Source organism: Pseudomonas sp. DG56-2 (assembly GCF_004803755.1).
Lineage (GTDB): Bacteria > Pseudomonadota > Gammaproteobacteria > Pseudomonadales > Pseudomonadaceae > Aquipseudomonas > Aquipseudomonas auratipiscis.
In genome coordinates, this window is record NZ_CP032311.1 from 1,849,371 (window position 1) to 1,874,216 (window position 24,846).

The 24,846-nt window shown below is 57.8% G+C and carries 18 protein-coding genes and 5 pseudogenes; 11 read left to right on the forward strand and 12 right to left on the reverse strand.

Going from position 1 to position 24,846, the window contains the following annotated elements; translation table 11 throughout:
• Window positions 1-39 precede the first annotated feature (39 nt).
• The 3 genes from D3Z90_RS08605 to dusA all read right to left on the reverse strand — a co-directional run bounded on the left by D3Z90_RS08605 (window position 40) and on the right by dusA (window position 4,154).
• Window positions 40-1,944 carry an alkaline phosphatase D family protein gene (locus tag D3Z90_RS08605; protein WP_136475337.1) on the reverse strand — a complete coding sequence of 635 codons (1,905 nt, stop codon included), beginning with the start codon at window positions 1,942-1,944 and terminating at the stop codon, window positions 40-42.
• A gap of 148 nt (window positions 1,945-2,092) precedes the next feature.
• A complete protein-coding gene (gene tal, locus D3Z90_RS08610; protein ID WP_136475338.1) occupies window positions 2,093-3,019 on the reverse strand; it encodes a transaldolase in 927 nt (308 codons plus the stop codon).
• A 124-nt stretch (window positions 3,020-3,143) separates the two neighbouring features.
• Window positions 3,144-4,154, reverse strand: coding sequence for a tRNA dihydrouridine(20/20a) synthase DusA (dusA, locus tag D3Z90_RS08615; protein WP_136475339.1), 1,011 nt, complete (start codon window positions 4,152-4,154; stop codon window positions 3,144-3,146).
• 60 nt (window positions 4,155-4,214) lie between these two features.
• On the opposite strand from dusA, the pseudogene D3Z90_RS27000 reads away from it, so the two are divergent.
• From D3Z90_RS27000 to D3Z90_RS08630, 3 genes and pseudogenes are all read left to right on the forward strand, one after another.
• Window positions 4,215-4,511, forward strand: a pseudogene (locus D3Z90_RS27000) (site-specific integrase); the annotation flags it as partial.
• Window positions 4,512-4,563: 52 nt separating this feature from the next.
• A pseudogene (locus D3Z90_RS08625) lies at window positions 4,564-5,059 on the forward strand (DNA adenine methylase); the annotation flags it as partial.
• A gap of 911 nt (window positions 5,060-5,970) precedes the next feature.
• Complete coding sequence (locus tag D3Z90_RS08630) at window positions 5,971-6,480, forward strand: GNAT family N-acetyltransferase (RefSeq protein ID WP_218571420.1); 510 nt, start codon at window positions 5,971-5,973, stop codon at window positions 6,478-6,480.
• 337 nt (window positions 6,481-6,817) lie between these two features.
• Here D3Z90_RS08630 and D3Z90_RS08635 read toward each other — a convergent pair whose 3' ends face one another.
• The 5 genes from D3Z90_RS08635 to D3Z90_RS08655 form a co-directional block, all read right to left on the reverse strand.
• Window positions 6,818-7,309 carry a GNAT family N-acetyltransferase gene (locus D3Z90_RS08635; RefSeq protein WP_136475341.1) on the reverse strand — a complete coding sequence of 164 codons (492 nt, stop codon included), beginning with the start codon at window positions 7,307-7,309 and terminating at the stop codon, window positions 6,818-6,820.
• A 321-nt stretch (window positions 7,310-7,630) separates the two neighbouring features.
• Window positions 7,631-8,119, reverse strand: a complete 489-nt coding sequence (locus D3Z90_RS08640; RefSeq protein WP_136475342.1) for a DUF2199 domain-containing protein — start codon at window positions 8,117-8,119, stop codon at window positions 7,631-7,633.
• A gap of 510 nt (window positions 8,120-8,629) precedes the next feature.
• On the reverse strand, window positions 8,630-11,098 hold the full coding sequence (locus D3Z90_RS08645) for a TonB-dependent siderophore receptor (protein WP_136475343.1): 2,469 nt from the start codon (window positions 11,096-11,098) through the stop codon (window positions 8,630-8,632).
• An 86-nt stretch (window positions 11,099-11,184) separates the two neighbouring features.
• On the reverse strand, window positions 11,185-12,126 hold the full coding sequence (locus tag D3Z90_RS08650) for a FecR domain-containing protein (RefSeq protein WP_136475344.1): 942 nt from the start codon (window positions 12,124-12,126) through the stop codon (window positions 11,185-11,187).
• Window positions 12,123-12,608, reverse strand: coding sequence for a sigma-70 family RNA polymerase sigma factor (locus D3Z90_RS08655; RefSeq protein WP_136478900.1), 486 nt, complete (start codon window positions 12,606-12,608; stop codon window positions 12,123-12,125). The genes D3Z90_RS08650 and D3Z90_RS08655 overlap by 4 nt, the downstream gene beginning before the upstream one ends.
• 716 nt (window positions 12,609-13,324) lie before the next feature.
• Between D3Z90_RS08655 and D3Z90_RS08660 the strand changes: the two genes are divergently transcribed.
• From D3Z90_RS08660 to D3Z90_RS08675, 5 genes and pseudogenes are all read left to right on the forward strand, one after another.
• On the forward strand, window positions 13,325-13,843 hold the full coding sequence (locus D3Z90_RS08660; RefSeq protein WP_136475345.1) for an Hcp family type VI secretion system effector: 519 nt from the start codon (window positions 13,325-13,327) through the stop codon (window positions 13,841-13,843).
• 829 nt (window positions 13,844-14,672) lie between these two features.
• Window positions 14,673-15,641 carry a LysR substrate-binding domain-containing protein gene (locus D3Z90_RS08665; protein ID WP_136475346.1) on the forward strand — a complete coding sequence of 323 codons (969 nt, stop codon included), beginning with the start codon at window positions 14,673-14,675 and terminating at the stop codon, window positions 15,639-15,641.
• A gap of 119 nt (window positions 15,642-15,760) precedes the next feature.
• Window positions 15,761-16,066 (forward strand): annotated as a pseudogene (locus D3Z90_RS27310) (PAS domain-containing protein); the annotation flags it as partial.
• A 312-nt stretch (window positions 16,067-16,378) separates the two neighbouring features.
• Window positions 16,379-17,326, forward strand: a pseudogene (locus tag D3Z90_RS27315) (methyl-accepting chemotaxis protein); the annotation flags it as partial.
• Between the two features lie 139 nt (window positions 17,327-17,465).
• Entirely contained in the window at window positions 17,466-18,446 is a 981-nt protein-coding gene (locus D3Z90_RS08675) for a hypothetical protein (protein WP_136475348.1), read from the forward strand.
• 22 nt (window positions 18,447-18,468) lie between these two features.
• Here the strand turns inward: D3Z90_RS08675 and D3Z90_RS08680 are convergent, their stop codons facing one another.
• Both D3Z90_RS08680 and D3Z90_RS08685 read right to left on the reverse strand, forming a co-directional pair.
• A complete protein-coding gene (locus D3Z90_RS08680; RefSeq protein ID WP_136478901.1) occupies window positions 18,469-19,254 on the reverse strand; it encodes a sulfite exporter TauE/SafE family protein in 786 nt (261 codons plus the stop codon).
• Window positions 19,255-19,397: 143 nt separating this feature from the next.
• On the reverse strand, window positions 19,398-20,018 hold the full coding sequence (locus tag D3Z90_RS08685; protein ID WP_136475349.1) for a helix-turn-helix domain-containing protein: 621 nt from the start codon (window positions 20,016-20,018) through the stop codon (window positions 19,398-19,400).
• A 126-nt stretch (window positions 20,019-20,144) separates the two neighbouring features.
• Here D3Z90_RS08685 and D3Z90_RS08690 point away from each other — a divergent pair, with 126 nt between their 5' ends.
• From D3Z90_RS08690 to D3Z90_RS08700, 3 genes are all read left to right on the forward strand, one after another.
• A complete protein-coding gene (locus D3Z90_RS08690; protein WP_136475350.1) occupies window positions 20,145-21,275 on the forward strand; it encodes an FAD-binding oxidoreductase in 1,131 nt (376 codons plus the stop codon).
• An 18-nt stretch (window positions 21,276-21,293) separates the two neighbouring features.
• Window positions 21,294-21,671, forward strand: a complete 378-nt coding sequence (locus D3Z90_RS08695; protein ID WP_136475351.1) for a RidA family protein — start codon at window positions 21,294-21,296, stop codon at window positions 21,669-21,671.
• A 75-nt stretch (window positions 21,672-21,746) separates the two neighbouring features.
• Entirely contained in the window at window positions 21,747-22,811 is a 1,065-nt protein-coding gene (locus D3Z90_RS08700; protein WP_136475352.1) for a hypothetical protein, read from the forward strand.
• Between the two features lie 48 nt (window positions 22,812-22,859).
• Here D3Z90_RS08700 and D3Z90_RS27320 read toward each other — a convergent pair whose 3' ends face one another.
• Together D3Z90_RS27320 and D3Z90_RS27325 are read right to left on the reverse strand one after the other, a co-directional pair.
• Entirely contained in the window at window positions 22,860-23,645 is a 786-nt protein-coding gene (locus D3Z90_RS27320; RefSeq protein WP_371922314.1) for a methyl-accepting chemotaxis protein, read from the reverse strand.
• Between the two features lie 69 nt (window positions 23,646-23,714).
• Window positions 23,715-24,746, reverse strand: a pseudogene (locus D3Z90_RS27325) (cache domain-containing protein); the annotation flags it as partial.
• Window positions 24,747-24,846: the final 100 nt, after the last annotated feature.

A 24,846-nucleotide genomic window follows, 5' to 3' on the forward strand; every position in this document is an offset into this window, starting at 1 on the left:
TCTGGCCTGCAGGCGCCGCAGGGCGCCTGCTTCTACTGGTTAATCCGTTACTCTGGGTGGAAACTCTGTCGCTGCCGAGCCATCGGCATTGAGTTGGAAAATCTGCTGGGGTTGACCCTGTTCGTTGAAAAACACCTGGCCCAGGCCTGCGCTGTTCCACAGCCGTTCGCCCGCTTTGCTGTGGTTGGGCGTGCGCGGTATCACTTCCATCTGGCGGCGCTTGGTGAACCAGTTCAGAGGGGAATGCGGGGCGTAGAGCCAGCGATTGAGGCGGTCGAAAATGTCCAGAAGCCGCCGCGGAAACTCGTTCTTGATGCCACTGCTGGTGATCTGCCACAAGTGCGGGCTGCGCTGACGGTGGCGAATCAGTACTTCGTAGACGAACGAATAATGCACATCGCCCGATAGAATCACGTAGTGCCCCGGGGTTCGCGAGTGGCGGAAGATATTCAGAATGACTTGCGCCGAACCACGATGGGCCATCCAGTTTTCCGCATCGACCAATAGCGGATAGCCCAACCAACTGAACACCCGCTGCACCGTCTCTATCAGTTTGACGCCGAAGATCGGAGCCGGGGAGACGATGATCGCCGAGGGATGATCGAGCAGCGCTTGCTGCAGTTCGCACAGGGCTTCCCAATCGAGCAGGCCCGATGGCTTCTTCAAGTTGCTTTCACTGCGCCAGCGCCGCGTGCGGGTATCGAGCACCAACAAGGGTGGATTGCTCGGCAGCACGAATTGCCAGCCTTGAAAGCGCAGCAGCTCATCGATAAGGGTATCTTGCAGCGGCGAATCCAATTCCAGGTCCGCTTGGGCACTGCTACTCAGCGTCTGGCATTTGCTCACCAGCTCACGGCAGCTGTCGGGATCATTGCCCCAGCCCTGGCACAAAAGGTAGGCAAGCAGGGCATTGCCGATGATGCGTTTGGAGAAGGGATGACCATAAGCGGTCTCTTCCCATTGCGCTGACAGGTTCCAATCATCGGTGATGTCATGGTCGTCGAAGATCATCAGGCTGGGCAGGTGCGCCAGCACACGTGCTACGCCGCCAAGTCCGGCGACGAAGTCTTCTATCAGTTGCTGCTCGGCTCGGTAGCGCACTTGGCGCGGCTCGGTAAGCCCAGGCGGCATTTGCACGTCGATCAATGTCCAGGGCACCGGCGACCAGACCAGCAGGTACATGGCCATGACTTCGGCGAAGGTCACCAAGTGGTTATCGGCGTTACTGCTGGTAAAAATCGGTTTGCGCGTGCCGCCGAAGAAGCGTTCACGCAGAGTTTCGTTGCTTTCCAACGCCGGCAGCAGGTCGGCGCGATGATAGTAGCTTGCCGGGTGTCTGTAGAGCGCAGCGCTGTTTTCGACCACTGCGCCTTGCAGCTTTTCGTTGAACAGTCCCAGGCGTTCGATCAGAACATGGATGGCCCGCAACATGGGGCCGGCGACGTCGTCGGCGTAGACCTGGTCGCCGTTCATCATCAGTAGCGCTGGGCGAGCGTTGGGGTCGACACAGTCCATCAGCAAGCGATCAGCACACAGCAGGCCATCTGCAGCGGCGAAGTGGGGTTTGCGGCAAGACCCGTGAAGCAGTTGATCAATGCGCGAGCGCAGTACGAAATTGGGCTGGCTGGCACCTTTGTAAAGCAGGTGTGGCGCCCACTGTGCGATGCCTTGGCAGCCGTCGTCTGTGCTCAGGAGCAGGTCATAGTCGATTTGCACATCGTAGGGCAGGGCGCTGTCGAGATGGATATCGATCAGGTGCACGAACGCGTGCTGGCCGATGGCAATGACTTGGCACTCCAGGGTGGAGGTGATGTTTGCACAGCTCAATGACAAACGAGGATTCAGTTCTTGCGAACCGACCAGCCAGAACACCATACGGGTGGGTTCCAGGCGGCGCAGTAAAGGGCCAGCCAATACTGCTGGCAAGGGGGAGGGATCAGGCATCAACATCTCTAAGGGCACAAATCAAAAGCATCGCGGGTCACGCCCGCTCCAGTGCAGGAGCGGGCGTGACCCGCGATGAGGCCGTCAAGGCCGCAAAAAGGCAAGGATACTCAGCATTCTTCAGCTCAGTATCAAACCCGGCTTTGTATCAAACCTTTGCCGCCATCAACGCCTCAAGCTTCTCTTGATCGCGTGCGAACTGACGAATACCTTCGGCGAGCTTTTCGGTGGCCATCGCATCTTCGTTGGATGCCCAGCGAAATTGCACTTCGTTGAGTTGCTGGCGCGGCTCACCGGCGTTGCCTGGCTTGAGAATACGTGGCAGTTCGCCTTGATCGTCGCTCAGCTGCTGCAGCAGCTCTGGGCTTATGGTCAAGCGGTCGCAGCCGGCCAGTTGTTCGATCTGGCCAATGTTGCGAAAGCTTGCACCCATGACCACGGTGTCATAGCCGTTGCTCTTGTAGTAGTTGTAGATGCGTGTAACCGACTGCACGCCTGGATCCTCAGCGCCGACGTAGTCAGTGCCGGTGGATTTTTTGTACCAGTCGTAGATGCGACCCACGAACGGTGAAATCAGGAACACCCCGGCATCGGCGCAGGCCTGGGCCTGGGCGAAGGAAAACAGCAGGGTGAGGTTGGTCTGGATGCCTTCCTTTTCCAGTACTTCGGCAGCCCGAATACCTTCCCAGGTGGAGGCCAGCTTGATCAGTACGCGGTCGCGGCCGATCCCGGCTTGCTCGTAGAGTTCGATCAACTGCCGGGCCTTGGCCAGCAATGCCGGTTGATCGAAGGACAGGCGCGCATCGACCTCGGTGGAGATACGCCCGGGGATCACCTTGAGAATGCCAGCACCCACGGCCACGGCAAAGGCGTCACAGGCACGGGCGACATCACCCTTGCTGTGCTCCACCGAATCTTTCAGCAGATCGGCGTAACCGGGCATGGCTGCAGCTTTGAGCAGCAGCGAAGGATTGGTGGTGGCATCGACCGGCTTCAGGCGGCTGATGGCATCGATATCACCAGTGTCGGCAACCACAGTGGTGAACTGCTTGAGTTGTTCCAGCTTGGAGGTCATGGGCGTGCTCTGTCCTGTGCAATGGATCGACATTACCCGAGCGCTGCCAGCGGCTCAAGCACTGGCTGGCAGGAGGGGCGAGGGGATAACACTTCGAGTCTGCAACCGCCCACAGGTTCCGGAACTAACGCCCTTGCAGCAGCTCGCCTGCCTGGTCCAGCAGCGCCAGAGGGTCGTTGCTCTTGTGGATATCGACCGAGAGCAACTGACGGAACTTGCGTGCCCCTGGGAAGCCCTGGCCAAGGCCGAGGATATGACGAGTGACATGATGCATGGCGCCGCCTGCAGCGAGATGCGCGGCGATGTACGGGCGCAACCTGGCCAGTGCCTCACTGCGGCTGATCACGGGTGCCTGACTGGCGAACAACTGCTGGTCGACCTGCGCCAGCACATAAGGATTGTGATAAGCCTCGCGCCCGAGCATCACGCCGTCGAAGGTCTGCAAATGCTCCTGGCACTCGGCGAGCGTCTTGATGCCGCCGTTGAGGATGATCTCCAGCTCTGGGAAATCCGTCTTCAGTTGTGCGGCAACGTCATAGCGCAACGGTGGAATCTCGCGGTTCTCCTTCGGTGACAACCCTTCGAGAATCGCGATTCGTGCATGCACGGTAAAGCTGCGGCATCCGGCATCCCGTACCTGGCCGACGAAATCGCAGAGCTGCGCGTAGCTGTCGCGACCATTGATCCCAATACGGTGTTTGACCGTCACAGGAATCTGCACTGCATCCTGCATCGCCTTGACGCAATCGCCCACCAACGCCGGATGCGCCATCAGGCAGGCACCGATCATATTGTTCTGCACCCGGTCGCTTGGGCAGCCGACGTTCAGATTGACCTCATCGTAGCCCGCACCCTCCGCCAGCTTGGCGCAGGCCGCCAGATCGGCCGGCACACTGCCACCCAATTGCAGGGCCAGGGGATGTTCGGCTTCGTCGTGGCGCAGGAAGCGTTCGGCATCGCCGTGCAACAAGGCACCGGTGGTGACCATCTCGGTGTAGAACAATGCATTGCTCGAGAGCAGACGCAGGAAGAACCGGCAGTGGCGATCGGTCCAATCCATCATCGGCGCCACGCTGAAGCGGCGGGATGGCTCAGGGCGAGTATTTACGGAGGTTGCAGCGGTTTCTAAAGGCATTTCGTCCAACGTGTTTTGTATCGATGTTCGGGGGGGCGTTTTTACCAAGTGCTTGGTGCAATGTACCAATCTAAAATCGACGTGTACCAATTTCACTTGGCAACGATCAGAGCACGCAAAAAGGTCGATGGCACAACCAGCTACACCGTCCAGATTCGTATCAATCGTGACGATAAGCTAGTTTACCAAGAGAACCGGACATTCGCCCGTAAGCAGGCTGCCCAGGCATGGTCGAAGCGACGGGAAACCGAGTTGTCTGAGCCTGGTGCGATTGAGCGGGCCAATAGAAAAGGTCATAGCGTACGGGAAATGATTGACAGGTACTTAGTAGAGGGCGCCAAGGTCCGGCCGCTTGGGGGTATGACGTGGAACCCCACGTAATGAGTGACGCCCATGGTCTTCGCCGGTTGACATCCAGCGCGCTGCCCGGTTTTTCTACCTGCAGCAGCATGCGTTCGGCGGCAAGGTAACCGGGCAGACGGTCGGTACCGCCACAACCGGTCCGGCCATCAACCTGCTGCGAATCGAGGAACCTCTCGGCTGCTTGGCAACTGCTCGCCGGGACCTATGTCGAAAACCTCTCATAGTTGGAGTGTGCCGAGCGCTATGATCGAGCGCACACCTTCCACTACATGGACCCACCCTACTGGCAGACCGCTGGGTATGGAGGCGATTTTCCCTTCGAGAACTACGAGCGCATGGCTGAGTTTATGCGGCGCTGCAAGGGCAAGGTGATGGTCAGCATCAACGACCACCTGGATATCCGACGTGCTTTCGAAGGCTTTCATTTCGAGTACCTGGACATTCGTTACAGCAACACCAACCAGCGCCAAGGAAAGGCCGAGGTGACCAGTGAGTTGGTCGTCATGAAGTGGATTCCGTCTTCGCTAGGTGGGCTGTTTTAGTTACCAGAGTAGCCCTGCTGCGTATAGCTCAAGTATGTAATGGGCAAGACCAATGGCGTCGATGATGGCGATTAAGATTAGTTTGCTGAGCATGTTTTTTTTCTCGCAATGGTTCGGCGCCGTCTGAATTGACGATGCTGTGTTGAGTGGTGGTGAATCTGTTTAATACGTTAGTGCTTGACCGGTAAATTCGTCAATAAGTAAAACATCGACTTATTGTGTTTTTTTTGCGCGTGGACACCTTTGGTTTTTCATGGTCTTCCATGCAGGCCTTATCCTGCAAGGGTTTTGGCTTTTTTGTGCAATGGGGGTGACGCGAAAAAAACATCGGAAAAACTTAAATTCCAATATTGAGATTTGAGGTTAAGTTAAATCCGAGGTTAGGAATTGAAAGTCAGAAACTAACGCTCAATGCTAACTTAGATCCGAGGTTGGGAATTGAAAGTCAGAAACTAGCGCTGAATGCTAACTTAAACCCGAAGTTAGGAATTGAAAGTCATAAACTAACGCTGATCGCTAAGTTAATCCCCAGGTTGGGAACTGAAGGTTAGAATTTGACGCTGATACCGAGAGTGGGGCGGTCTTCAAGGGCAGGTTAGGGGGGCTATCGCAGCCAGCACAGATCGGCGGCGGCACGTTCGCTCCACTCGGACCGATCATCGCACTCACACAACGGTGGGTGCCTTAAGACTGACTAGTCTTCCAAGCACCCTTGTTCTCTTGAGTCGTCTGCCACAAATCCCTGCCCGTGGCAGGCCCTACAATCTTCGCGAAGAGCGAACGAATCACAGCACGCCGGGCAGCAGTCGAGAAAAGCGGGCGCATGACTGTGCGGGTAAACTCTCGGGCGACCCATCTGAATTGTGCGAGGCCCCGGAGTGGACGGAGTGGTAAAAATTCGCAGAGCGCGTGTGGACGATGCAAAGGCGTTAGGTGTGATTGGTCCTGCTGCCTATGCAGCAGCCTATCACTACTTATGGAGCGACTGTGTAGCCTTAGCCCAGCAGCTCGATACCTTCAGCACATCAGCATTTTTGATATTGCTACGACGAACTGACACAAGGCTTTGGGTCGCGGAGGTTTCTGGGGTCGTGGTGGGATTCTTAACAATGACGGTCGAATCCAGAAATCCGATCACGCACGAAGGCCGCGGCGCGGAAATTTCAAGGATCTATCTTTTGCCTGGCAGCCAGAAGTCGGGACTGGGATTTCGCCTTCTGTCCGCAGCAGTGGAACATGCGAATGAATTAGGACTTACACACGTGTGGTTAGATGTGATGGCGTCTGCAGTGAATGCAAGAAATGCCTATCTCAGGTGGGGGTTTTCAGAGATAGGAAGTAAAGAATTTTCTCGTCAAGTGAAATTGGAGTACTCACAAATGATTGTCCTAAGGATGGGCCTCCGTATTTGTGCCCCTTAGTGACGCTTGCGGTCGTATAGCTGCCTCGAGTTTCATCTTTTGGTTGCCTAGTCCATCGACTCCAGGTCGAAAGGGGACGGCTATAGCATGATGCTTACAGGTAGGGTGGTACAACATTGGTACGGGGGAGCGGGGCTTGACCTGTAACCCTTTGTTTTGGGGCGGCTTTTGACTAGTCTGTCCGATCCATCACATGGGGCTTGGCCACTGGACATTCTGCATTCTGGAGTGAGGGGACGAGGTAGGGGCCGCTTGAGGGATGGGCCGCTTCCGACCCGAAGCAGCCTTTCATCAACAGCTAAAATCCACGACCAGGCTTCTGAGATAGGCAGTCAAATCACGAAACGGTTTTCGCCATCTCAGATGTATTCGCCCAGCCCAGTCCTTCATACACCGGCTTGCCGGCCTTGGTCGCGTGTAGCACGGCAAAACTCATTCCGCGTTGCGCAAATTCGGCTTCTGCCAACTTCATCAGGGTTGAAGCCAGGCCCCGGCGCCGGTAAACAGGTTCGACGAAAACATTTAGCACATAGCCGCGCTGGTCTAAGGCCGGATGGGACGGATGAGGTGGCCAGTCGATACTCATCAGACCTATCGCCGCCACAGGCTGCCCCATGTCCATCAGCGCAAAACCGTAGTAGCGGCCATCGAATAGGCGCTGGTGCAACCAGGGCCGGAAGTGCTCAGTCATCACCCGCAACTCCGATGGGTCTCCTCCCGCCTCAAGGAACATCGTTTCACGGTGCACACAAATGATCTCACAGTCATTTGGCCCTAGCCGACGGGCCGTCAAGCCTGAAAAATCGATGTTGCCGGGAATATCTTTCATCGTATGCACCTGGACGGAGCGGCCGATGGTAGGGCGGTCAATAGGAGAATGTTAGACACAGATTGAATAAAAACGCGCCATACAGCGATCGCGGCGCACGCATCCGATCTTCAACGGATACGCTACGACTTCAACGCTGGTCATGGCATATACGCCCTAGAGCGTAGCTAAGCACTCCGAAGCTGTTGACCGGGACGACATTGTTGGATGATTGCTTTTGACCGCTTTTGGCCAATTCCTGCCCTTCGTGAAGGACAGCTATGGGTTGTGGATTCAACCGGTCGATCAGTAAGTGCTGCTGTAAACGCCGAGACGTTGTAGTCATCCGTTTGCTAGGACACTGTACTCATGTGCTCTGTGAATCGAAATTCCGGATGTCTGCTCAACTGCCAGTGGATGATCGCTTAGGGTCAGGTATACCTTGGTCCTGGTAGTCGGCCCTGTCAGTTGCAACTGAGCATGGAGGCCGTTGGTGTCTCCAAAAGTCGGAATGGCGTTGGCAAGGGATACGGCAAACGGTGGTTCAGATGACTGATCGGGGTTATCCCACAGCTCGTAGATACGTTCAAAATCTGGCTGAATGAGTTCGACCCATACCCCAATGCTATAGGGCTCATCACGCTGCAAAACCGGCAGAGGTAGTGTGGCTCGGACAAAGAATCGTTCGGCCTTGAGAATGCACAGATCGCTGCTCTCTTGCACTCCAGCAGCCCTAATTTCAGCAGAGAGGGTTGCTACCGGGTCTGGGCGCAGGAAAACAAGCTCAATGTCATCGCTGGCGTGTTCCTTTCCGCACTCATTGCAGATCATCTTAAAACTCCTGTTGGATCACCTAGATTTGGTGATGCCGGCGTAGCGCCAGCCTAACACTTCGATGGCGTTGCGAAATAACGACCAAGCGTCGAAATCGTGGTCAATGCACAGAGGGCTGATCAATAGCTGGCAGCTTTGGGCCGAAGACAGCCATTCATGAGCGGCAGTTGGCGACCCATAGTGGCCTTTCGTAGGAGGCACCCTATGGCACGCATTCTCGCCTAAATGGGTGTCCTAATTATTAAACTACTACAACCTCCTAATGGGCCTCATTATTAAGGCTTGTAGGTATCTACGAAACCAAGGGCGATTCATACAGTCCATTCGAGCGGCCCGCAGCGATCATCAAAGCAGGTGAGCGAAGGCGCAACCAAGTGCAATGCTGGATTGCTACGGGAAGCCTTCGGCTATGAGTAATTTTCCCCGGACATTAGTGACGCGGAGCGTGGGAACGATCATCTGGCAAGGAGCCTCCTGCGTCAGGCAGGGGATCGGTGACGCAGGGGGTTACCACTTGTATGAGAGTTCGGCGACTACGCTGCGTTCTTCGCCCAGGTTGCACGCCTGGTAGAAGAAGCATGTGGCGACGTAGTACTTGTTGGTCAGGTTATTGACGTTGACGGCGGCCTGGGCCCCTCGCAGGCTCGGGTCGAGCTTGCCAAGGTCGTAACGCACGGCGGCGTCATACAGGGTGTAGGACGGCACCTTGAAGGTGTTCATGCTGTCGCCAAAGGTCCAGCCAGTGTAGCGCACGCCAAGACCGATGCTCAGGCCCTGCAGCGGGTCGAACGGGATGGCGTAGTCAGCCCACAGTGAGGCCAGTTTGGCAGGAGCCTTGTATGGGCGCTTGTCTTCGTTGCCGTCGTTGCTCTTGGTCACTTTTACGTCGCTATAGGACAGCGAGCCGATCAGTTTCAGGTCGTCCATTACGGTGGTGATGGCTTCCAGCTCTATCCCCTTCGAGCGAATCTCGCCGGTCTGGATGCTGTTGAATAGGTCGTTCGGATCGGTAGTGACCGTGTTTTGTTTGGTCAGGTCGTACGCCGACAAGGTGATCTGGGTATCCGTGCCTGGCGGCTGGTAGCGCACGCCCACCTCATACTGCTTGGCGGTTTCTGGCTCGAAAGGCTTGCTGCCACGAGCTGGGCCGGTGGAGCCGACCACCGGGTTGAACGACTCGCTATAGCTGACGTACGGCGCGAAGCCACTGTCGAACAGGTAAACCAGGCCTGCACGGCCAGTGAAGTCATGCCAGTCCTGATCGGCCGTTTCGCTGTCGGTGAAGCGATTTTCGGTGCGGATACGTGCACGATCCTCGCGACCGCCCACGGTCAGCACCCAGCGATCCCATTTGAGCTGATCCTGAAAGTAGTAGCCAATCTGGGTGGTGCGCTGCAGGTTGTTGACCCAACTGGTGTTAACCGAGGTGTCAACCGGGCTGCCGTAGGACGGATCGAACACGTTGATCGGCGTGGCACGGCCCCAGCGCTCGTTTCGCACCGACTTGCTCCAGCTGTAATCGATACCAAACAGCGCGGTGTGAGCAATCGGGCCTGTATCGAAGCTAGCCTGCAACTGGTTGTCCAGTGCCAAGTGGCTGCCGTAGGCGTGGCGGATCTGCCACTCGCGGTTGATTGAGGCGCCGGGAACCCCGTCGGGGCCGGTGATCAGACCGGTCGCACTGGCACCGAAGGAACGTGCCAGGTAATTCTCCTGATTGTCGAAATCGGCCCAGCGCACGTTCTGGCGCACGGTCCACGTTTCGTTGAACTCATGGCTGAACTCATAGCCAAGCGAGGTGCTTTCAACTTCCTCGAAGTCGAAGTCCGGCTCGCCGACGAAGCGGCCCATGGGTACCTTGCCGTAGGGGCTGGAGCCGTTGACGGCGGCCCAGGGAATGGTGGTCGGGGCCAGCCCCTTGTTCTTCTGGTACGACGCCAATACGGTCAGGCGGGTCTGGTCGTTGGGGCGCCAGGTGAAGCTGGGTGCGATGTAACCGCGATCGTCATCGGTGTGGTCGTACAGGCCATCGGCCTCACGGCCTAGACCGACCAGGCGGTACATCAGGGTCTTTTCGTCGTTCAGCGCGCCGCTCACGTCGAACTTGGCCTGGCGACGGTGGCCATTACCCACGGAAACACCGGTCTCGCCACGGTCATAGTCGGTGGGACGCTTGGAAATCGAGTTGATCATGCCGCCCGGCTCCGCCTGGCCGTAGAGGATCGAGCTCGGGCCCTTGAGCACCTCGATGCGCTCGATGCCGTACGGCTCTTCGCTGAACATGCCGAAGAAGCCCAGTGGCCGCAGACGCAGACCATCGCGGTATGTGAGCGAGATGGCGTAGCCACGCAGGAAGATGTTGTCGGCGGCGTTGCTGGCGCCGCCGCCGTCGGAGCGAACACCCGAGGTGTAGCGCAGCGCCTGGTCAAGGCGCTGTACACCCATATCCTCCATTTGCTCGCGGGTCACCACCGAGATGGCCTGGGGGGCTTCCAGCATTGAGGTGTCTGTCTTGGTTCCCGTGGCGGTACGGCGGGCAATGTAGCCGTCTACCGGATCCCAGGCGCTTTCAAGGTTCGCTGGAGCGGAAACGGTGCTGGGGGCGAGAGTGAGCGCATCACCAGCGGGTTGAAGACTGTAGTTGCCGCCTGCGCTTGGCACCACTTGCAAGCCACTGCCCATGAGCAATTGCGCGAACCCCTGCTCCACGCTGTAGTTGCCCTGCAGTCCCTGACTGCTCTTGCCATTAGTCAACGCAGCATCGAACGACAACACTACACCCGCCTCGTTGGCGAAACGGCTGAGCACCGAGCCCAGGGTGCCAGCAGCAATGGCATAGGCCTTTACAGCTTCTTCGGCATGGACCTTGCTGGCGTCGCTCAACAGCGGCTGGATAAAGCCAGCGTGCAGGGCCAGGGTGGCGCCGAGGATAGCGATGGCCAGAGGCTTTCTGGTGTGCTGATGGATATGCGACATAATGGCTCCTTCAAATACCGGTAAGGCGGTTTGCAGGAGAGGTCGAGCGAGGTTGGAAAACCGACAATCGATAATGAAAAATATTTTCACTTGCGCGCTTTGATGCTCACCCAGTAGCGCGTACGGGTTTCGATGCGCACCGGCAGCGCCTGGGCGATGACGGTCAAGGCGCGATCGGTATCGTCCAGCGGGTAGGTGCCGGACAGACGCAGGCCGGCGACCTCATCGGCACACGTGATAACACCAGGACGGTAGCGCTGCAATTCGGCCAGGGTGCGATCCAGACGCCAGTCATCGATCACCAGGCGCCCTTGGCTCCAGGCGCTCTGATTGGTATCGATAGGGTGCGGGGCGGCCAATGCGCCAGCGGCGAAGTCGAGCCCCATGCCGCTCTCGACACGGACTTCTTCACGACCCGGGGCGTTGCGCACGGCAACGGCATGCTCCAGCACACTGAGTGCGGTGCGATCTTCATACTGACGCACGTTGAAACGCGTGCCCAAGGAGCGCATCTCGCCATGGGCGCTGCGCACCTTGAACGGGCGCGAATCCTTGGCCGTCTGGACGAGAATCTCACCTGCACGCAGGATGATCAGCCGCTGTTCGGCGTCGAAACGGATATCCACCGCGCTGGCGGTATTGAGGGTCAGCCGGGTGCCGTCCGGCAGGGTCAGGCTGCGTCGCTCGCCGGTGGCGGTGCGTTGATCGGCGAGCCAGATCGGCGTCTGCCGATAGCCCGTCCAGGCCAGGCCGGAAACGCCCAGGCCGAGTACAAGGCCCTTGAGCAGCGTGCGCCGAGTCGCCTGCACACTCCCGCCCATGGCGCGACGCGCCAACGGCCCCGGCAGACCGTGGAATTCAGCCTGTAGATTTTCCAGGCGCTGCCAGGCCCATTGGTGCAAGGTGTTCTGTTGGTGCCAGAGCTGCCATTGCTGCTGGGTGCTCCGGCAATCCGGCGCGGCGCCGAGGCGCGCATGCCATTGGGCAGCATCACGCAGCGCCAGGCGTTGTTCGGCGGGATTGTTCACCCTTCGGCATCCAGGGCGAACAGCAGGCACTGCTCGGTGGCCTTGGCTATGTACTTGGTCACCGAACTGACGGAAACATCCAGACGCTGGGCGATCTCGGCATAGCTCAGGCCTTCCAGTTGCGCGAACAGAAACGCCTGGCGCACCTTGAGGCCGAGGCCGTCGAGCATGGCGTCAAGTTGCAGCAGGGTTTCCAGCATTAGCAGGCGCTTTTCCGGCGAGCACTCCTGCAGTTCCGGTTCCTGCGCCAGGGCTTCCAGATAGGCCTGCTCCAGGCTACGCCGACGCAGATGATCAACCATCACCCGCTTGGCCACGGTCGCCAGAAAGCAGCGTGGCTCGCGTAATGGATGGGCCACGGTGGAGGCGATCAAGCGGACGAAGGTGTCATGGGAAATGTCCTCCGCACGCTGCCGATCGCCCAAGCGTTTGCGTAGCCAGCCTTGCAGCCAGCCGGCGTGATCGCGATAGAGGCAGTGCATTTCATCGTGCAGCGAGGCGCGAGACACCCGGATCTTCCTTTTACAAAATAACGATGCGGATAAGAATTAATCGCGATTGTATTCGGATGGCTAAGGTGATGGCAATTGCGCCGTGATACTGTGCCGACGCAGAGGTTTCTCTAAACACCTTTCAAGCTCTGTCTGGGCGAATTAAGCCCCTTGCGAACGTCGGCTGAGGGTCGAAAGCAGTATCTAGGGGCATTAGCGGTTTCTGTATTGATGCGACTGTGACGTGAGTCGGAGCGTGTACAACGAGGTGGGCAGTTTATCAGGAATCAGGGTTTCTGCGGTCGGGCACATGCGCGCAGCGCTGCCTCTGCGCTACGCCCAATAGCGTCGCTTTTCTAGTTGCATTTTGCAGTGTGAGAATCCGTTCTTTTCCGGCGATGGCGCTAAGCCTTTATGCGCAACTTTTTGCACACCAAAACGTGAACAAAACGGCGACTGTACTGCTCCAGGCCTTGTGTTGCGTGGCGTACAGTCGACTGCGCAACTTCTTGCGCATTGGTGCGCAAGAAGTTGCGCACTTTTTACCTAAATTACGGGTGAAAAGAGGTCTGGTAAATAAGCTTCATCAATGAAACGCCCGCTCTCTGGGCTTCTTGGCTAATTTGGCACGATCCTTGGCAAGTAAATGATGTCCCCAGTGGAAAATACACCCTTGGGAATTTCATTTTTCAGCAAGGAGAGCAACAATGGCAACACCTGCCTACATGTCCGTAACGGGTACCAAACAAGGCCTGATCACCGCCGGTGCCTTCACCGCAGATTCTGTTGGTAACACCTACCAGGAAGGTCACGAAGACCAGGTCATGGTCCAGGGTTTCCAGCACGAAGTGATCATTCCGCGTGATCCGCAGTCCGGCCAGCCAACCGGTCAGCGTGTACACAAGCCGGTGGTCATCACCAAGGTATTCGACAAGGCTTCGCCTTTGCTGCTGGCGGCACTGACTTCCGGCGAGCGACTGACCAAAATCGAAATCCAGTGGTTCCGTACCTCGGCAGCCGGCACCCAGGAGCACTATTACACCACCCTCCTGGAAGACGCGATCATCGTCGATATCAAAGACTACATGCACAACTGTCAAGATCCTTCCAACGCACACTTCACTCATCTGGAAGACGTGCATTTCACCTACCGCAAAATCACCTGGACCCACGAAGTGTCTGGCACTTCTGGCTCCGATGACTGGCGTGCACCCGTCGCAGGCTAAGGCGTAGCGATATCAGCGTATGGATCGGCGTCAGGCTGATCCATACGTTTATTCTTTATGGCGCTTAAGGACAAGCCTATGATTGCGGCGGCCATATCGCGCATTTCAAACTGCTCATTCGCTCTGTTCGCAATGATTAAGGGGGCATGGTTGTCGCGGCTAAGTTGAAGATTTTCGGATTACACAAAGGTAAAGACAAAGCCGAGTTTTTATAGCCCCGGTTCTTATCGTTTTATACGGTTTATTATTTTATCCTGAATTTTTTCCTACTCCATTGAATGACCCCATGGCCTTTGCGATTCTGGTATATCCACCGCGTGCTGGTGTTCTGGAAAATACCGTACCTGCTGGCCGAGTTGGCGCATCGAGTAGGGCGCCCGAGGTTACCGAGCAGGCGCAACCTTTGTCGAGGCCTGCAAGGCGGCGGGCCTTCATTAGCCAAGGAGCTACGCAGAGGGCCGCCTGACACGCTGGTAGTCTGGTTTTTTTGAATAACCACAGCGCAGATATTCCATTTATTTATATCTGTGTCGATTATATTGATTTCCAGGATTAAACTTTAGAATTTAAAATTCGCAGAGAATTCCATTGTGTATGATTTTTGTGTTTTTTATAAGCACTTTGCATATATATTTTTCGCGTTCAAAGCGATGATCTGGGTCAATTTCTACATTCGCACCCCCTCTATATTGAAATGAAAGGAAGTGCTGATGCCCACACCGCCTTGATGTTTTCGGTGTGGGGGTTAATAAAATAATAGGGAGCCGCCCAGTATATCGAGCACCGTTTCAAGTCGCGGATAACGCTCGATAGTCATTAGGTTTTACCCATGAAGTCAACCGTTGTTTCTGTCGCCCGAAAACTCAAACTTTATCAATTGGTGGTCTTCGACCAGGTGCTGCGCAGTGGCTCGCTGGTCGGCGCTGCCCAGGCATTGAATCTTACCCAGCCGGCTGTCACCAAGATCATTCATGAACTGGAAGCTTTTCTCGGCGCGGCCTTGCTGGTGCGAGGCAACCGCGGTGTGCGCGCCACTGAATTGGGAGGGGTGGTGGTGCGTCGGGCCCATGCGATGCTCACTGAGCTACGCAGCCTGACCGATGAGGTCAACGCTTACCACAGCGGAACCACGGGGCAGGTCATGGTCGGCTCGTTGACTTCTTCCTCTGCTTTGCTGGTGCCTCATACGCTGCGGCTGCTCAAGGAGAGTGCGCCCGGTGTACTGGTGACCGTGCGTGTCGGGCATATGGATCAATTGTTCTCCAGTTTGCTGGCCGGTGAACTGGATATTGTCGTGGGTCGAATTCCCGATGATTGGCACCGGCATGAGTACGAGACGCGGTTGAAGGTAGATGTGTTGGGCGAAGAAGGGTTGTGTGTGGTGGCCGGCGCCGAGCATCCATTACATCGCAGCAGCCAACCGCTGAGCCTGGCTGACTTGCATCCTTTTCCCTGGATTCTGCCCCCGCGAAGTGGCCTGCTGCGGCGCACGGTCGATCGCCTGTTCGAAGAGCTCGACCTTGGCCCGCCGGTCAACGTCATCGAGTCGGTTGCTGCCCTGACTAACTACGAATTGATCCAGGATCAGCAGACGATCAGCTTCTTTTCCCTGCAAACCGCTCAGCAGTTGGCCCATGGCGGCAAGCTCAAGGCGTTTGATCTGGGCAAGCCGATGAGCTTTGGCAGTATCGGCTGCTTTTATGCTGCCAATCGCAATCTCGACCCCGCCGCCAGGCTGTTCAAAGAGTGCCTGACCTTGACCAATCAGATGGCTGCGAATGAAGCACAGGCTGTCTAACCCGCTATTCCTTATCGTTATAGCAGTGTCCTCTCTATTGATGAGGAATGGCTAATGGCCATACCTACAATGAGGGTAATTGCACCTGAATTGATCCAAGCACAAACGGATACCAGCGTATGAGAACCAATCTGCCGGTCACCCAGCAGGAAGTCATTTTCCAGAACGAACAGCGGCTGATATCCGCCACCGACCTGCACGGCAACCTTACTTATTGCAACGACGAATTCGTGGCCATCAGCGGCTTCAGTCGCGAGGAGCTGATTGGCAGTGCGCATAACATTGTGCGTCACCCGGACATGCCAGAATCAGTCTTCGCTCACATGTGGTCGTATTTGAAGGACGGTAAAAGCTGGATGGGCATTGTCAAGAATCGCTGCCGCAACGGCGATCACTATTGGGTCAGTGCCTACGTCACCCCGATCCTCGATGGCGCGATTGTGGTGGGTTACGAATCGGTGCGAGTCAAGCCGCGGCGAGCCGATATCGAACGTGCCTCTGCGCTGTATGAACGCATGCGTACAGGTAAACGCAGTTGGAACATCAAGCGCTTTGCTGCAACTGCACTGGAGCATGGCCTGGCGCCGATTGCGCTGGGCGTGCCGGCCATTGCCGCCGTGGTTTATCTGGACAGCTGGGCGGCTATTGCGGTGCTGGTCTGTGGTTTTATCGGTATGCAGATAGCGGCTCATTGGCGCATGCAGCATAAGTTCGCACAAGCCCGGCGTTTGACCGCCGAGAGTTTCGACAGCGAGTTGATCGCCCGCACCTACACCGATCAGCAGGGCCCTTTGGCGCAATTGATGATGGCGCTGATCAGCGAGCAGGCCAAAGGTCGCACTGCGCTGAGTCGCTCGGGGGACTACGCCAATCAGACCGAAACCATGGCCGCCGAAAGTGGCCAGTTGGCCCAGGCGTCAGAGGTGTCGCTGCAACGTCAGCGTGACGAAACAGACATGGCTGCCACCGCCATGACTCAGATGGCCGCCTCGATTGCCGAGGTGTCGACCCATATTCACGACACGGCCCGCGAAGCCGAGGACGTCAACCAGCTGACTCAGGTTGGTTCACAGGAGGCAGGCAAGACGCGCCTGGTCATCGAGACCTTGCAGCAGACGGTTAATCAGATCAGCCAGTCGGTAGAGCACTTCGCCGGGGAAACCCAGTCGATCCAGATCGCCTCGAACATGATTCGACAGATCGCCGACCAGACCAACCTTTTGGCTCTCAACGCTGCGATCGAGGCAGCCAGGGCCGGCGAGCAGGGGCGTGGTTTCGCCGTTGTCGCCGACGAAGTGCGGGCCCTGGCATTCAAGACCCAGGAGTCAACCGAGACGATCCAGAGCATTATTCAGTCATTGCACAGCGCGGCTAATCAGGCGGTGGACATTGCTCGTCAAGGCAGTGACGAGGCCCACGCCGGGGTCGATCAAGTGATTGCCACGCAAAACGCCCTGGACGGTATCGGCACGGCGGTGGAGCGTATCCATCAGATGACAGAACAGATGGCAGCCGCTTCCGAACAACAGGCGCACGTTGCCGAAGACATTAGTCGACAAATCACCACCATTGCCCAGGTGTCGGAGCAGAACGTTGGTATCGCCGCCAGCTCCGCTACCCTCGGTCGAGCGTTGCAACAGACTGCGCATGAAATGTATGCCTTGGTGGACAGGTTCAATCGATAGTCGCTTTCAGCACATCTGTCGATACGAAATTGCCCTGAGGTTGGTGTCACTGCGTTCAGACGGCGGGTCAGCTTTGATCTAGGATGACCCCTTCGTGTGCTATGGCGCGTTGCGCTGGCAGGAAGGGGAACCGAGGCTGATGTGGGGATATGTCGCGCTCTATGTGCTCTTTGCAGCGGGCGTCTATTGGTTGGATCGGAGTATTCATCGGGCGTTGTTCATCCGTACCCAGAACCGTCACTTTCGCTGGAAGCTGAACTTCAGTGTGCAAGACTGGGGCGTCGATGAGTACCTGGCCGCGCTGGTCATGACCTGTGCGATTGTCTTGCAGGTCATGATGATGTTTCAGTGGCTGGGCAGCACTGTCGACAAGACGTTGGCGAAATGGCTGTTTGCGCTGCTCAGCCTGGGGTCGATCGTATTGGCTGTGCGCTTGCTGCGGCTGGTAGAGCGCTATGCTCGGCACAAGGGCTGGTTGACGGTGCTGGCCGCATTGCTGACGGTAGCGGCGGGGCTGGTCGCCAGCGCAGAAGCGGACGCCTTCATCCTCGGGCAGACGCGCATCGAGCCTGGGCAGTTTCCCGGTGCACAGAAAACCCTGACATTCATTTATCTGGTTTACATCTGGTACTTGGCTACGAGTTTGCTACTGCCCGTGGCGATGTTTATCGGCGCCTTGGTGTTCGGTATGACGGCGCCGGTGTTCAGGCAGCAAGTGAGGCGTAATCGCGCCACCGCTATTTGCTGGAACCTCTTCGTTCCTGGCTCAGGTTGGCACCGACGTCAGTGGTTGCATGCAGCGTGTGTGATCGGAGTGATCTATACCGCCGTGATCCTTCTGGTGTTTTCCGACGTGGTGAACAGCAAGCTGCGGTCGGTTTTGCACGAGTCATTGGTGTATGCATCCTTTCACCTCGGGCCTGAAGACTGCGCGATGTCCGGGTTGCCGGTTGGCACACGGCTGGCGCTGTTGGCCAAAGGAGGGGTAGCGGTCGCTCGACCCGTAGAGGACGGTTATCGCTATAAGGAGCAGGCGTGCTCACTGCAGTCGGTCGAGCAGGTGGCGGCGACGCGAGATCAACGAATCAGACAGGCCAGGGCCAGCGATGCCTACTTTTGACCGGCATCGCTGGTTTGTCGGTTCAAAACGCCAGTTTATATCCGATCATCAGCAGCATACCGGCCAGGCAAGGGCGCAGGACGCTGTCGGAAATGCGTCCGGTCAGGTGGCTGCCCAGGTAGATGCCCGGCAGTGAGCCTAGCAGCAGGTAGCCCAGCAGCGACCAGTCCATATTGCCCATGCTGGCATGGCCCAGGCCTGCAACCAGGGTCAGGGGCACGGCATGGGCGATTTCGGTGCCGACCAGGCGGCGGGTGACCAGGTAGGGATAGAGCAGGAACAACGCCACGGTACCCAGCGCACCAGCGCCGATGGAGGTCAGCGAGACCATCACACCGAGAATCACGCCGGTGATCACCGTAAGCAGGTTGAGGCTGGTGCCGCTGAGGTGATAGCGGTCGCCGGCATGTTTGCTGGCAAAGGCTTGCAGTTTGCTTTTGAACAGGATGGCCAGCGCGGTGAGGACCAGGACCACGGCCAGGCCTTGTTTGATCACGGCGTTTGCGGCTTGGGTGTCGGTGTTCAGCGTGCTGAGAAACCACAGGGTGGCGGCTGCAGCAGGGACGCTGCCCAAGGTCAGCCAGCCGGTGATTTTCCAGTCGATGTTTTTGTGTTTGCTATGCACCCAGACGCCGCTGGCTTTGGTGATGGCGGCATAGAGCAGGTCGGTGCCCACGGCGGTGGCTGGGCTGATGCCGAACCAAAGGAGGATGGGGGTCATGAGTGAGCCGCCGCCGACGCCGGTCATGCCGACGATGAATCCTACGACGAGGCCTGCAATGGTAAAGCCGAAAGAACCTACATCCATCATTTATCTAAACGCCCAACATGCCCGTGATCGGATGTGAGCCAGCATAAAGGTTTTTTTATAGCCAAATAGACTAGTTCGTTATTAGGTTATAACCGCTGGGGGCGAGCTCAAGCCGTAATCACGACGAAGGGATGAAAGGGCTATCGGTCGGTCATGACCACCATCACCTGCGCATCGCCGCCATCTTCGCTCTCGGAAAGGTAGATGTGGCCTACGTTGCTGTTGAAGTAAGCAGTCTCTTGTGCGCCGATGCTCACGGCTTCTCCGGTTTCGAATACGATTCTGACCCGACCGCTGAGTACCAGGGCAAATTCCTGCCCAGGGTGGCGAATGAATTCATCGAACTGCTGAAGTTCGCGGGCAATGATGCGCGCGTACATCGGGGTCATTAAACGTTCGGGAAATTCGCCGGCGATCAGGTGGTAATCGTATGTTCCGGTGCTGTAGCCCGGAGCGGTAGGCAGCGAGTGAACCACCACGGTGGTGGAGGTTGGCACATCACCCGCTTCGGAGGAGCGGAACAACTGGGCGATGTCGACGTTAAGAGCCCGCGCCGCCGCGGCGAGTTTCTCGTAGCTCACTGAAACCTGGGCCAGTTCCATTTTCGACAGGGTCGATACTGGCACCCCGGAGCGTTGCGATAATTGCTTGAGGGTCAGTTGCTGGCTTTTGCGTACCGTGCGCAGGCGCGCACCAACTTCGGTACGGTCAATCGGCGGCTGTGCACCGGGGCGGTTAGCAGCAGGGGAGCGGTCACTCATCAAGTATCTCGGTCAGGCATCGCGGATGGGCATCTTACCGTGGCCGCTTGCGTATTTCTAAATTCTCATATATTAGAATTCTCATAAGTGATAATTTCGGATTCTTTACCAGGCAATGGCAAGGTTATGACGCAACTATTCGACAGCGTGATCATTGGTGCCGGTATAGCGGGTGCTTCCCTGGGCTACCGGCTGGCTGGCCAGCAGCGGGTGCTGTTGCTGGAGCGTGAAGCGCAGCCGGGCTATCACTCCACCGGGCGTTCGGCGGCGATGTTCATGGAAGCCTATGGCACCCCGCAGATCCAGGCCTTGACGCGTGCCAGCCGGGCGTTCTATGAGTCGCCGCCGGAAGGCTTCTGTGAACATCATTTGCTTGAGCCGCGCGGCTGTCTGTATGTCGCCAGCCTCGAACAGCGGGAGTTGCTGGCGAGCAGCTATGCGCAGAACCTGGCCAACGGCACCGAGGTGCGCTTGCTTGATCCTGAGGCCGCCTTGGCAATGGTGCCAAGCCTGCGCAGCGACGCGTTGGCGGGTGCGATTCATGAGCCGGGGGCGATGGACCTTGACGTGCATGCCCTGCATCAGGGTTTTTTGCGTGGCTTTCGTCAGGCCGGTGGTGAGTTGCGCTGCAACGCCGAACTGGTAGCAGGCTGCTTTGCCGACGGTCTGTGGCACGTGCACCTGGCTGACGGCAGCGTTATCCAGGCTCGGCAGTTGGTCAACGCCGCGGGCGCCTGGGCCGATCAGGTTGCCACGCTGTGCGACGTGCCAACCGTTGGCCTGCAACCGTGCCGGCGCAGCGCCTTCACCTTTGAAGGACCGCAGGCGCATGAGTTTGCGCAATGGCCGGCTGTTATCGGGGTGGACGAGAGCTTCTATTTCAAACCCGACGCCGGGCAATTGCTCGGTTCTCCTGCCAATGCCGATCCGGTCGAACCCCAGGACGTGGTGCCTGAAGAACTGGATGTGGCAATCGGCATCTACAACATCGAAGCCTTGACCACCCTGACTATCCGGCGCCCCAGCCACACCTGGGCCGGGCTGCGCTCATTCGTGGCCGATGGCGATCTGGTGATCGGCGCCGACCCGCACAATCCTGCGTTTTTCTGGCTGGCCGCCCAGGGCGGCTATGGCATTCAGTCGGCGGCGGGCGTTTCGCAATTGGCCTGTGCGTTGTTGCTCGGTCAGCCCCTGCCTGCGGCCTTGCACCGCGAGGGCGTCGAGCCACAACGCTTGTCGCCAGCCCGTTTTCGTTAATCATCCAAGGACATTTCCATGAGCTCGACTATCCAGCGTATCCCCAGCCACTTGCCATTCCCGTTCTCTAAAGCGGTAAAGGTCGGCGGCTTTCTGTTTCTCTCCGGCCAGATTCCCATGAATGCTCAAGGCGAGGTGGTCAAGGGTGATATCCAGACCCAGACCCAGGCCACGCTGGAGCGTATTGGTGAAACCCTGGCCGAATGCGGTGTCGGTTTTGATCAGGTGATCAAGGCCACGGTATGGCTGTCGGACATGGCACATTTCGCCGGCTTCAACGAGGTGTACAAAAGCTTCTTTGCCAATGGCTATCCCGTGCGCTCGACGGTCAGCGCCGGGCTTGCCCTGGGGGTCGATGTGGAGATTGAAGTGCAGGCCTGGATCGGCCACGACTGAGATCACACCTGCCTGCGTGGTACTGGGAAAAAACAACAAGGCCCGGCCAGGGCCATAGATGCCAGAGGGTTCGAGATGAAAGATCAGCTGAAAATTGCAGGCGCCTTTATTGGCGTTATCGTGGGTGCAGGTTTCGCCTCCGGGCGGGAACTGTTGCTGTTTTTCGTCAACTTCGGTCTCTGGGGATTGGTCGGCACGCTGGTCAGTGCAGCGCTGTTCACGTTCCTCGGTATGGCCCTGGCCGGGTTGGGTAATCGCCTGCAAGCCACGTCGCACAAGGATGTGGTGTATGCCATCTGTGGCCGCTATCTGGGGCTGTTCGTCGATCTGCTGATTACTTTCTTCATGTTCGGGGTCACCGTGGTGATGCTCGCCGGGGGCGGCGCCTTGCTCGAGCAGCAGTTTGGGATTCCGGCGCTGACCGGCAGCGTGCTGGTCACCCTGCTGGTGGTAGCGGTGGTGTGCCTGGATGTACAAAAAGTCATCGTGCTGATTGGTGCGGTTACGCCTTTCCTGATTCTGGCTGCCACTGCGATCGCGCTGTACGCGGTGCTCACTCGCGACTTGAGTTTCACCGCGCTGGACCAGATCGCCAGCAAGCAGGAGGCAGGTGCCAGCCATTGGTTGTTGGGGGCTTTCCTTTATGTGTCTTACAACGTAGTCGCCGGGGCGCCAATGCTGGCGATTCTTGGCGGCTCGGCACGTATGGAGAAAACCGCTATTTGGGGCGGCATTCTCGGCGGTGCAGGGCTGGGCGCACTGATGCTGGTAATGAGCGCCGGGCTGCTTGCGCGCCTGGATACCGTAGCCGACTTGCCAATGCCGATGCTGTCGATCGCCAGCGAGCTGTCCCCAACGCTTGGCGTGATCATGTGCGTGATCATCTTCGGCATGATCGTCAATACCGCTGTAGGCATGCTCTATTCGTTTCTGGCGCGGCTGTTGCCCGCAGGCACTCGCAGTTTTCAAGTGGGGGCAGTGGGTGCAGGGGCGGCTGCGTTTGTCTGTAGCCTGATCGGCTTCATCAGCCTGGTCGGCCAGGTTTATCCGCTCTTCGGTTACCTGGGCTTTGTGGTCATGCTGGCGGTGTTGATCGGTTGGATACGCCTGGGCAGGGTCAAGCGCGCCGTAGCGGTGTAGCGACAGACACCTGGCGAGGGCTGTGCAAGCCCTCGCCAGGTGCTGGCTTTAAATTTTGAAGCTGTCGACCAGTTGCTTGAGGCGACCTGCCTGTTGGGCCAGGGCATCGCAGTGAAGCAGGGTGTCATTGAGGTTGGCCACGCCTTGCTGGTTCAACACGTTGATTTGGGTGATGTCCAGGTTAAGGCTTTCGACCACGGCAGTCTGCTCTTCGGTCGCGGCGGCCACCGACTGGTTCATGCCGTCGATTTCGCCAATACGCTGGGTAACGCTGCTCAGGCGTTCACCGGCCTGGTTGGCAACCGATACGCTTTCCTCGCTCGAGACCTGGCTGGCGTTCATGTTATGCACCGCCTCGCGGGAACCGACCTGCAGGGTGGTGATCATTTTGTGAATCTCTTCGGCCGACTCCTGGGTGCGGTGGGCCAGGTTGCGAACCTCATCGGCGACCACGGCAAAACCGCGGCCGGCTTCGCCAGCGCGGGCAGCTTCGATCGCCGCGTTGAGGGCCAGCAGGTTGGTCTGCTGGGAGATACCCTTGATCACATCGAGAATCTGCCCGATGTCGTCGGTGCTGGCATTGAGGGTTTCGATCTGTTCGCAGGATTCGCTGATTTTCTGCGACAGTGAGGTCATCGCGGCGATGGTTTCCTGCACCACCTGGCGACCGTCGTTGGCTTGTTCGCTGGCACCGCTGGCGTGTTGCGAGGCATCGGCGGCGTTGCGCGCGATTTCCTGGGTAGCGGCACCGAGCTCGTTGATGGCAGCGGCCACGCTGTTGGTGCGCATGCTTTGTTCTTCGGAACCGACAATCGAGGCGTTGGACGCACTCATCACGCGCTCCGAAAGGTCATGCACCTGGCGGGTGGCCGAGGATACTTCGGCAATCGAGGCATGAATACGCTCGACGAACTGGTTGAACGCACCCGCCAGTTCGCCGAATTCGTCCTTGTTTTCCACTACCAGGCGGCGGGTCAGGTCACCTTCTCCTTGGGCGATGTCCTTCATGGCGCGGCCCATGGTGGTCAGCGGACGCATCAGCACCGGAATCAGCAGGCTCAGCAGGCCAGCAATAGCGGCAACGGCAATGAGCATGGCAATGATGGCAGAGGTGCGGAACTGGCTGAGGGCGACGTAGGCTTTGTCCTTGTCGATAGACAGGCCGATGTACCAGTCGGCGGAAGGCAGGCCGCTGACCGGCGCGAACGAGATGATTCGCGCTTCGCCGCCCAGGTTCACGTCGTGAATACCTGGTGCCACTTGCAGGTTGCTACCAGGGTAGATGTCCTTGAGGTTTTTCATCACCTGGTCTTTGTTCGGGCTGACGATAACCTGGCCATTGCGATCAGCCAGGAACGCGTGGCCGATGCCACCGAAGTCCACCGCGTTGATGATATCGACCAGACTCGCCAGGCTCAGGTCGCCGCCGACTACGCCGAGCAGTTCACCGCTGGCGTTGCTTTTCACCGGCATGGCAATCGTTACGACCAAACCACCGACTGCGGCCATGTAGGGTGGCGTCAGCATAGGCTGGTTGGCGGCCACGGCAGCGGTGTACCAAGGGCGCTGGCGTGGGTCGTAGCCATCAGGCATTTTTGCGTCCGGACGCTGGGTGAATACACCGTTGGCCTGGCCCACGTAGGTGAACTGGAAGTTGCTGGTGAGCGAACGCTGGTCGACAAGGCCGGCGAAGTCGGCGTTGGCACCCTGATGGGCAACGTTCTGGGCCAGGTTCTCAAGCACCAGAATGCGGCCGCTCATCCAGTTCTGCACGCTGCTGGCGGTCAATGCACCGGCCTGTTTGACCGATGACTCGATGTTCTGCCGGATGGTGTTGCGTTGCAGGTAGTCGTTGTAGAGGGTGAACAAAGCAAATGCCAGAACCACGACGCCGCAGGCGCACAGCAGGATCTTGTGGCGAAATTTCAGGTTCATGTTGCGAGACCTTTAGCCAGTAAGGAGGAGTGCCGAGCGGTGCTTTTGGCGTTGCTCGTACCTGTCGATGAGGCTATCGGCCGCAGTCTGGAAAAATTGA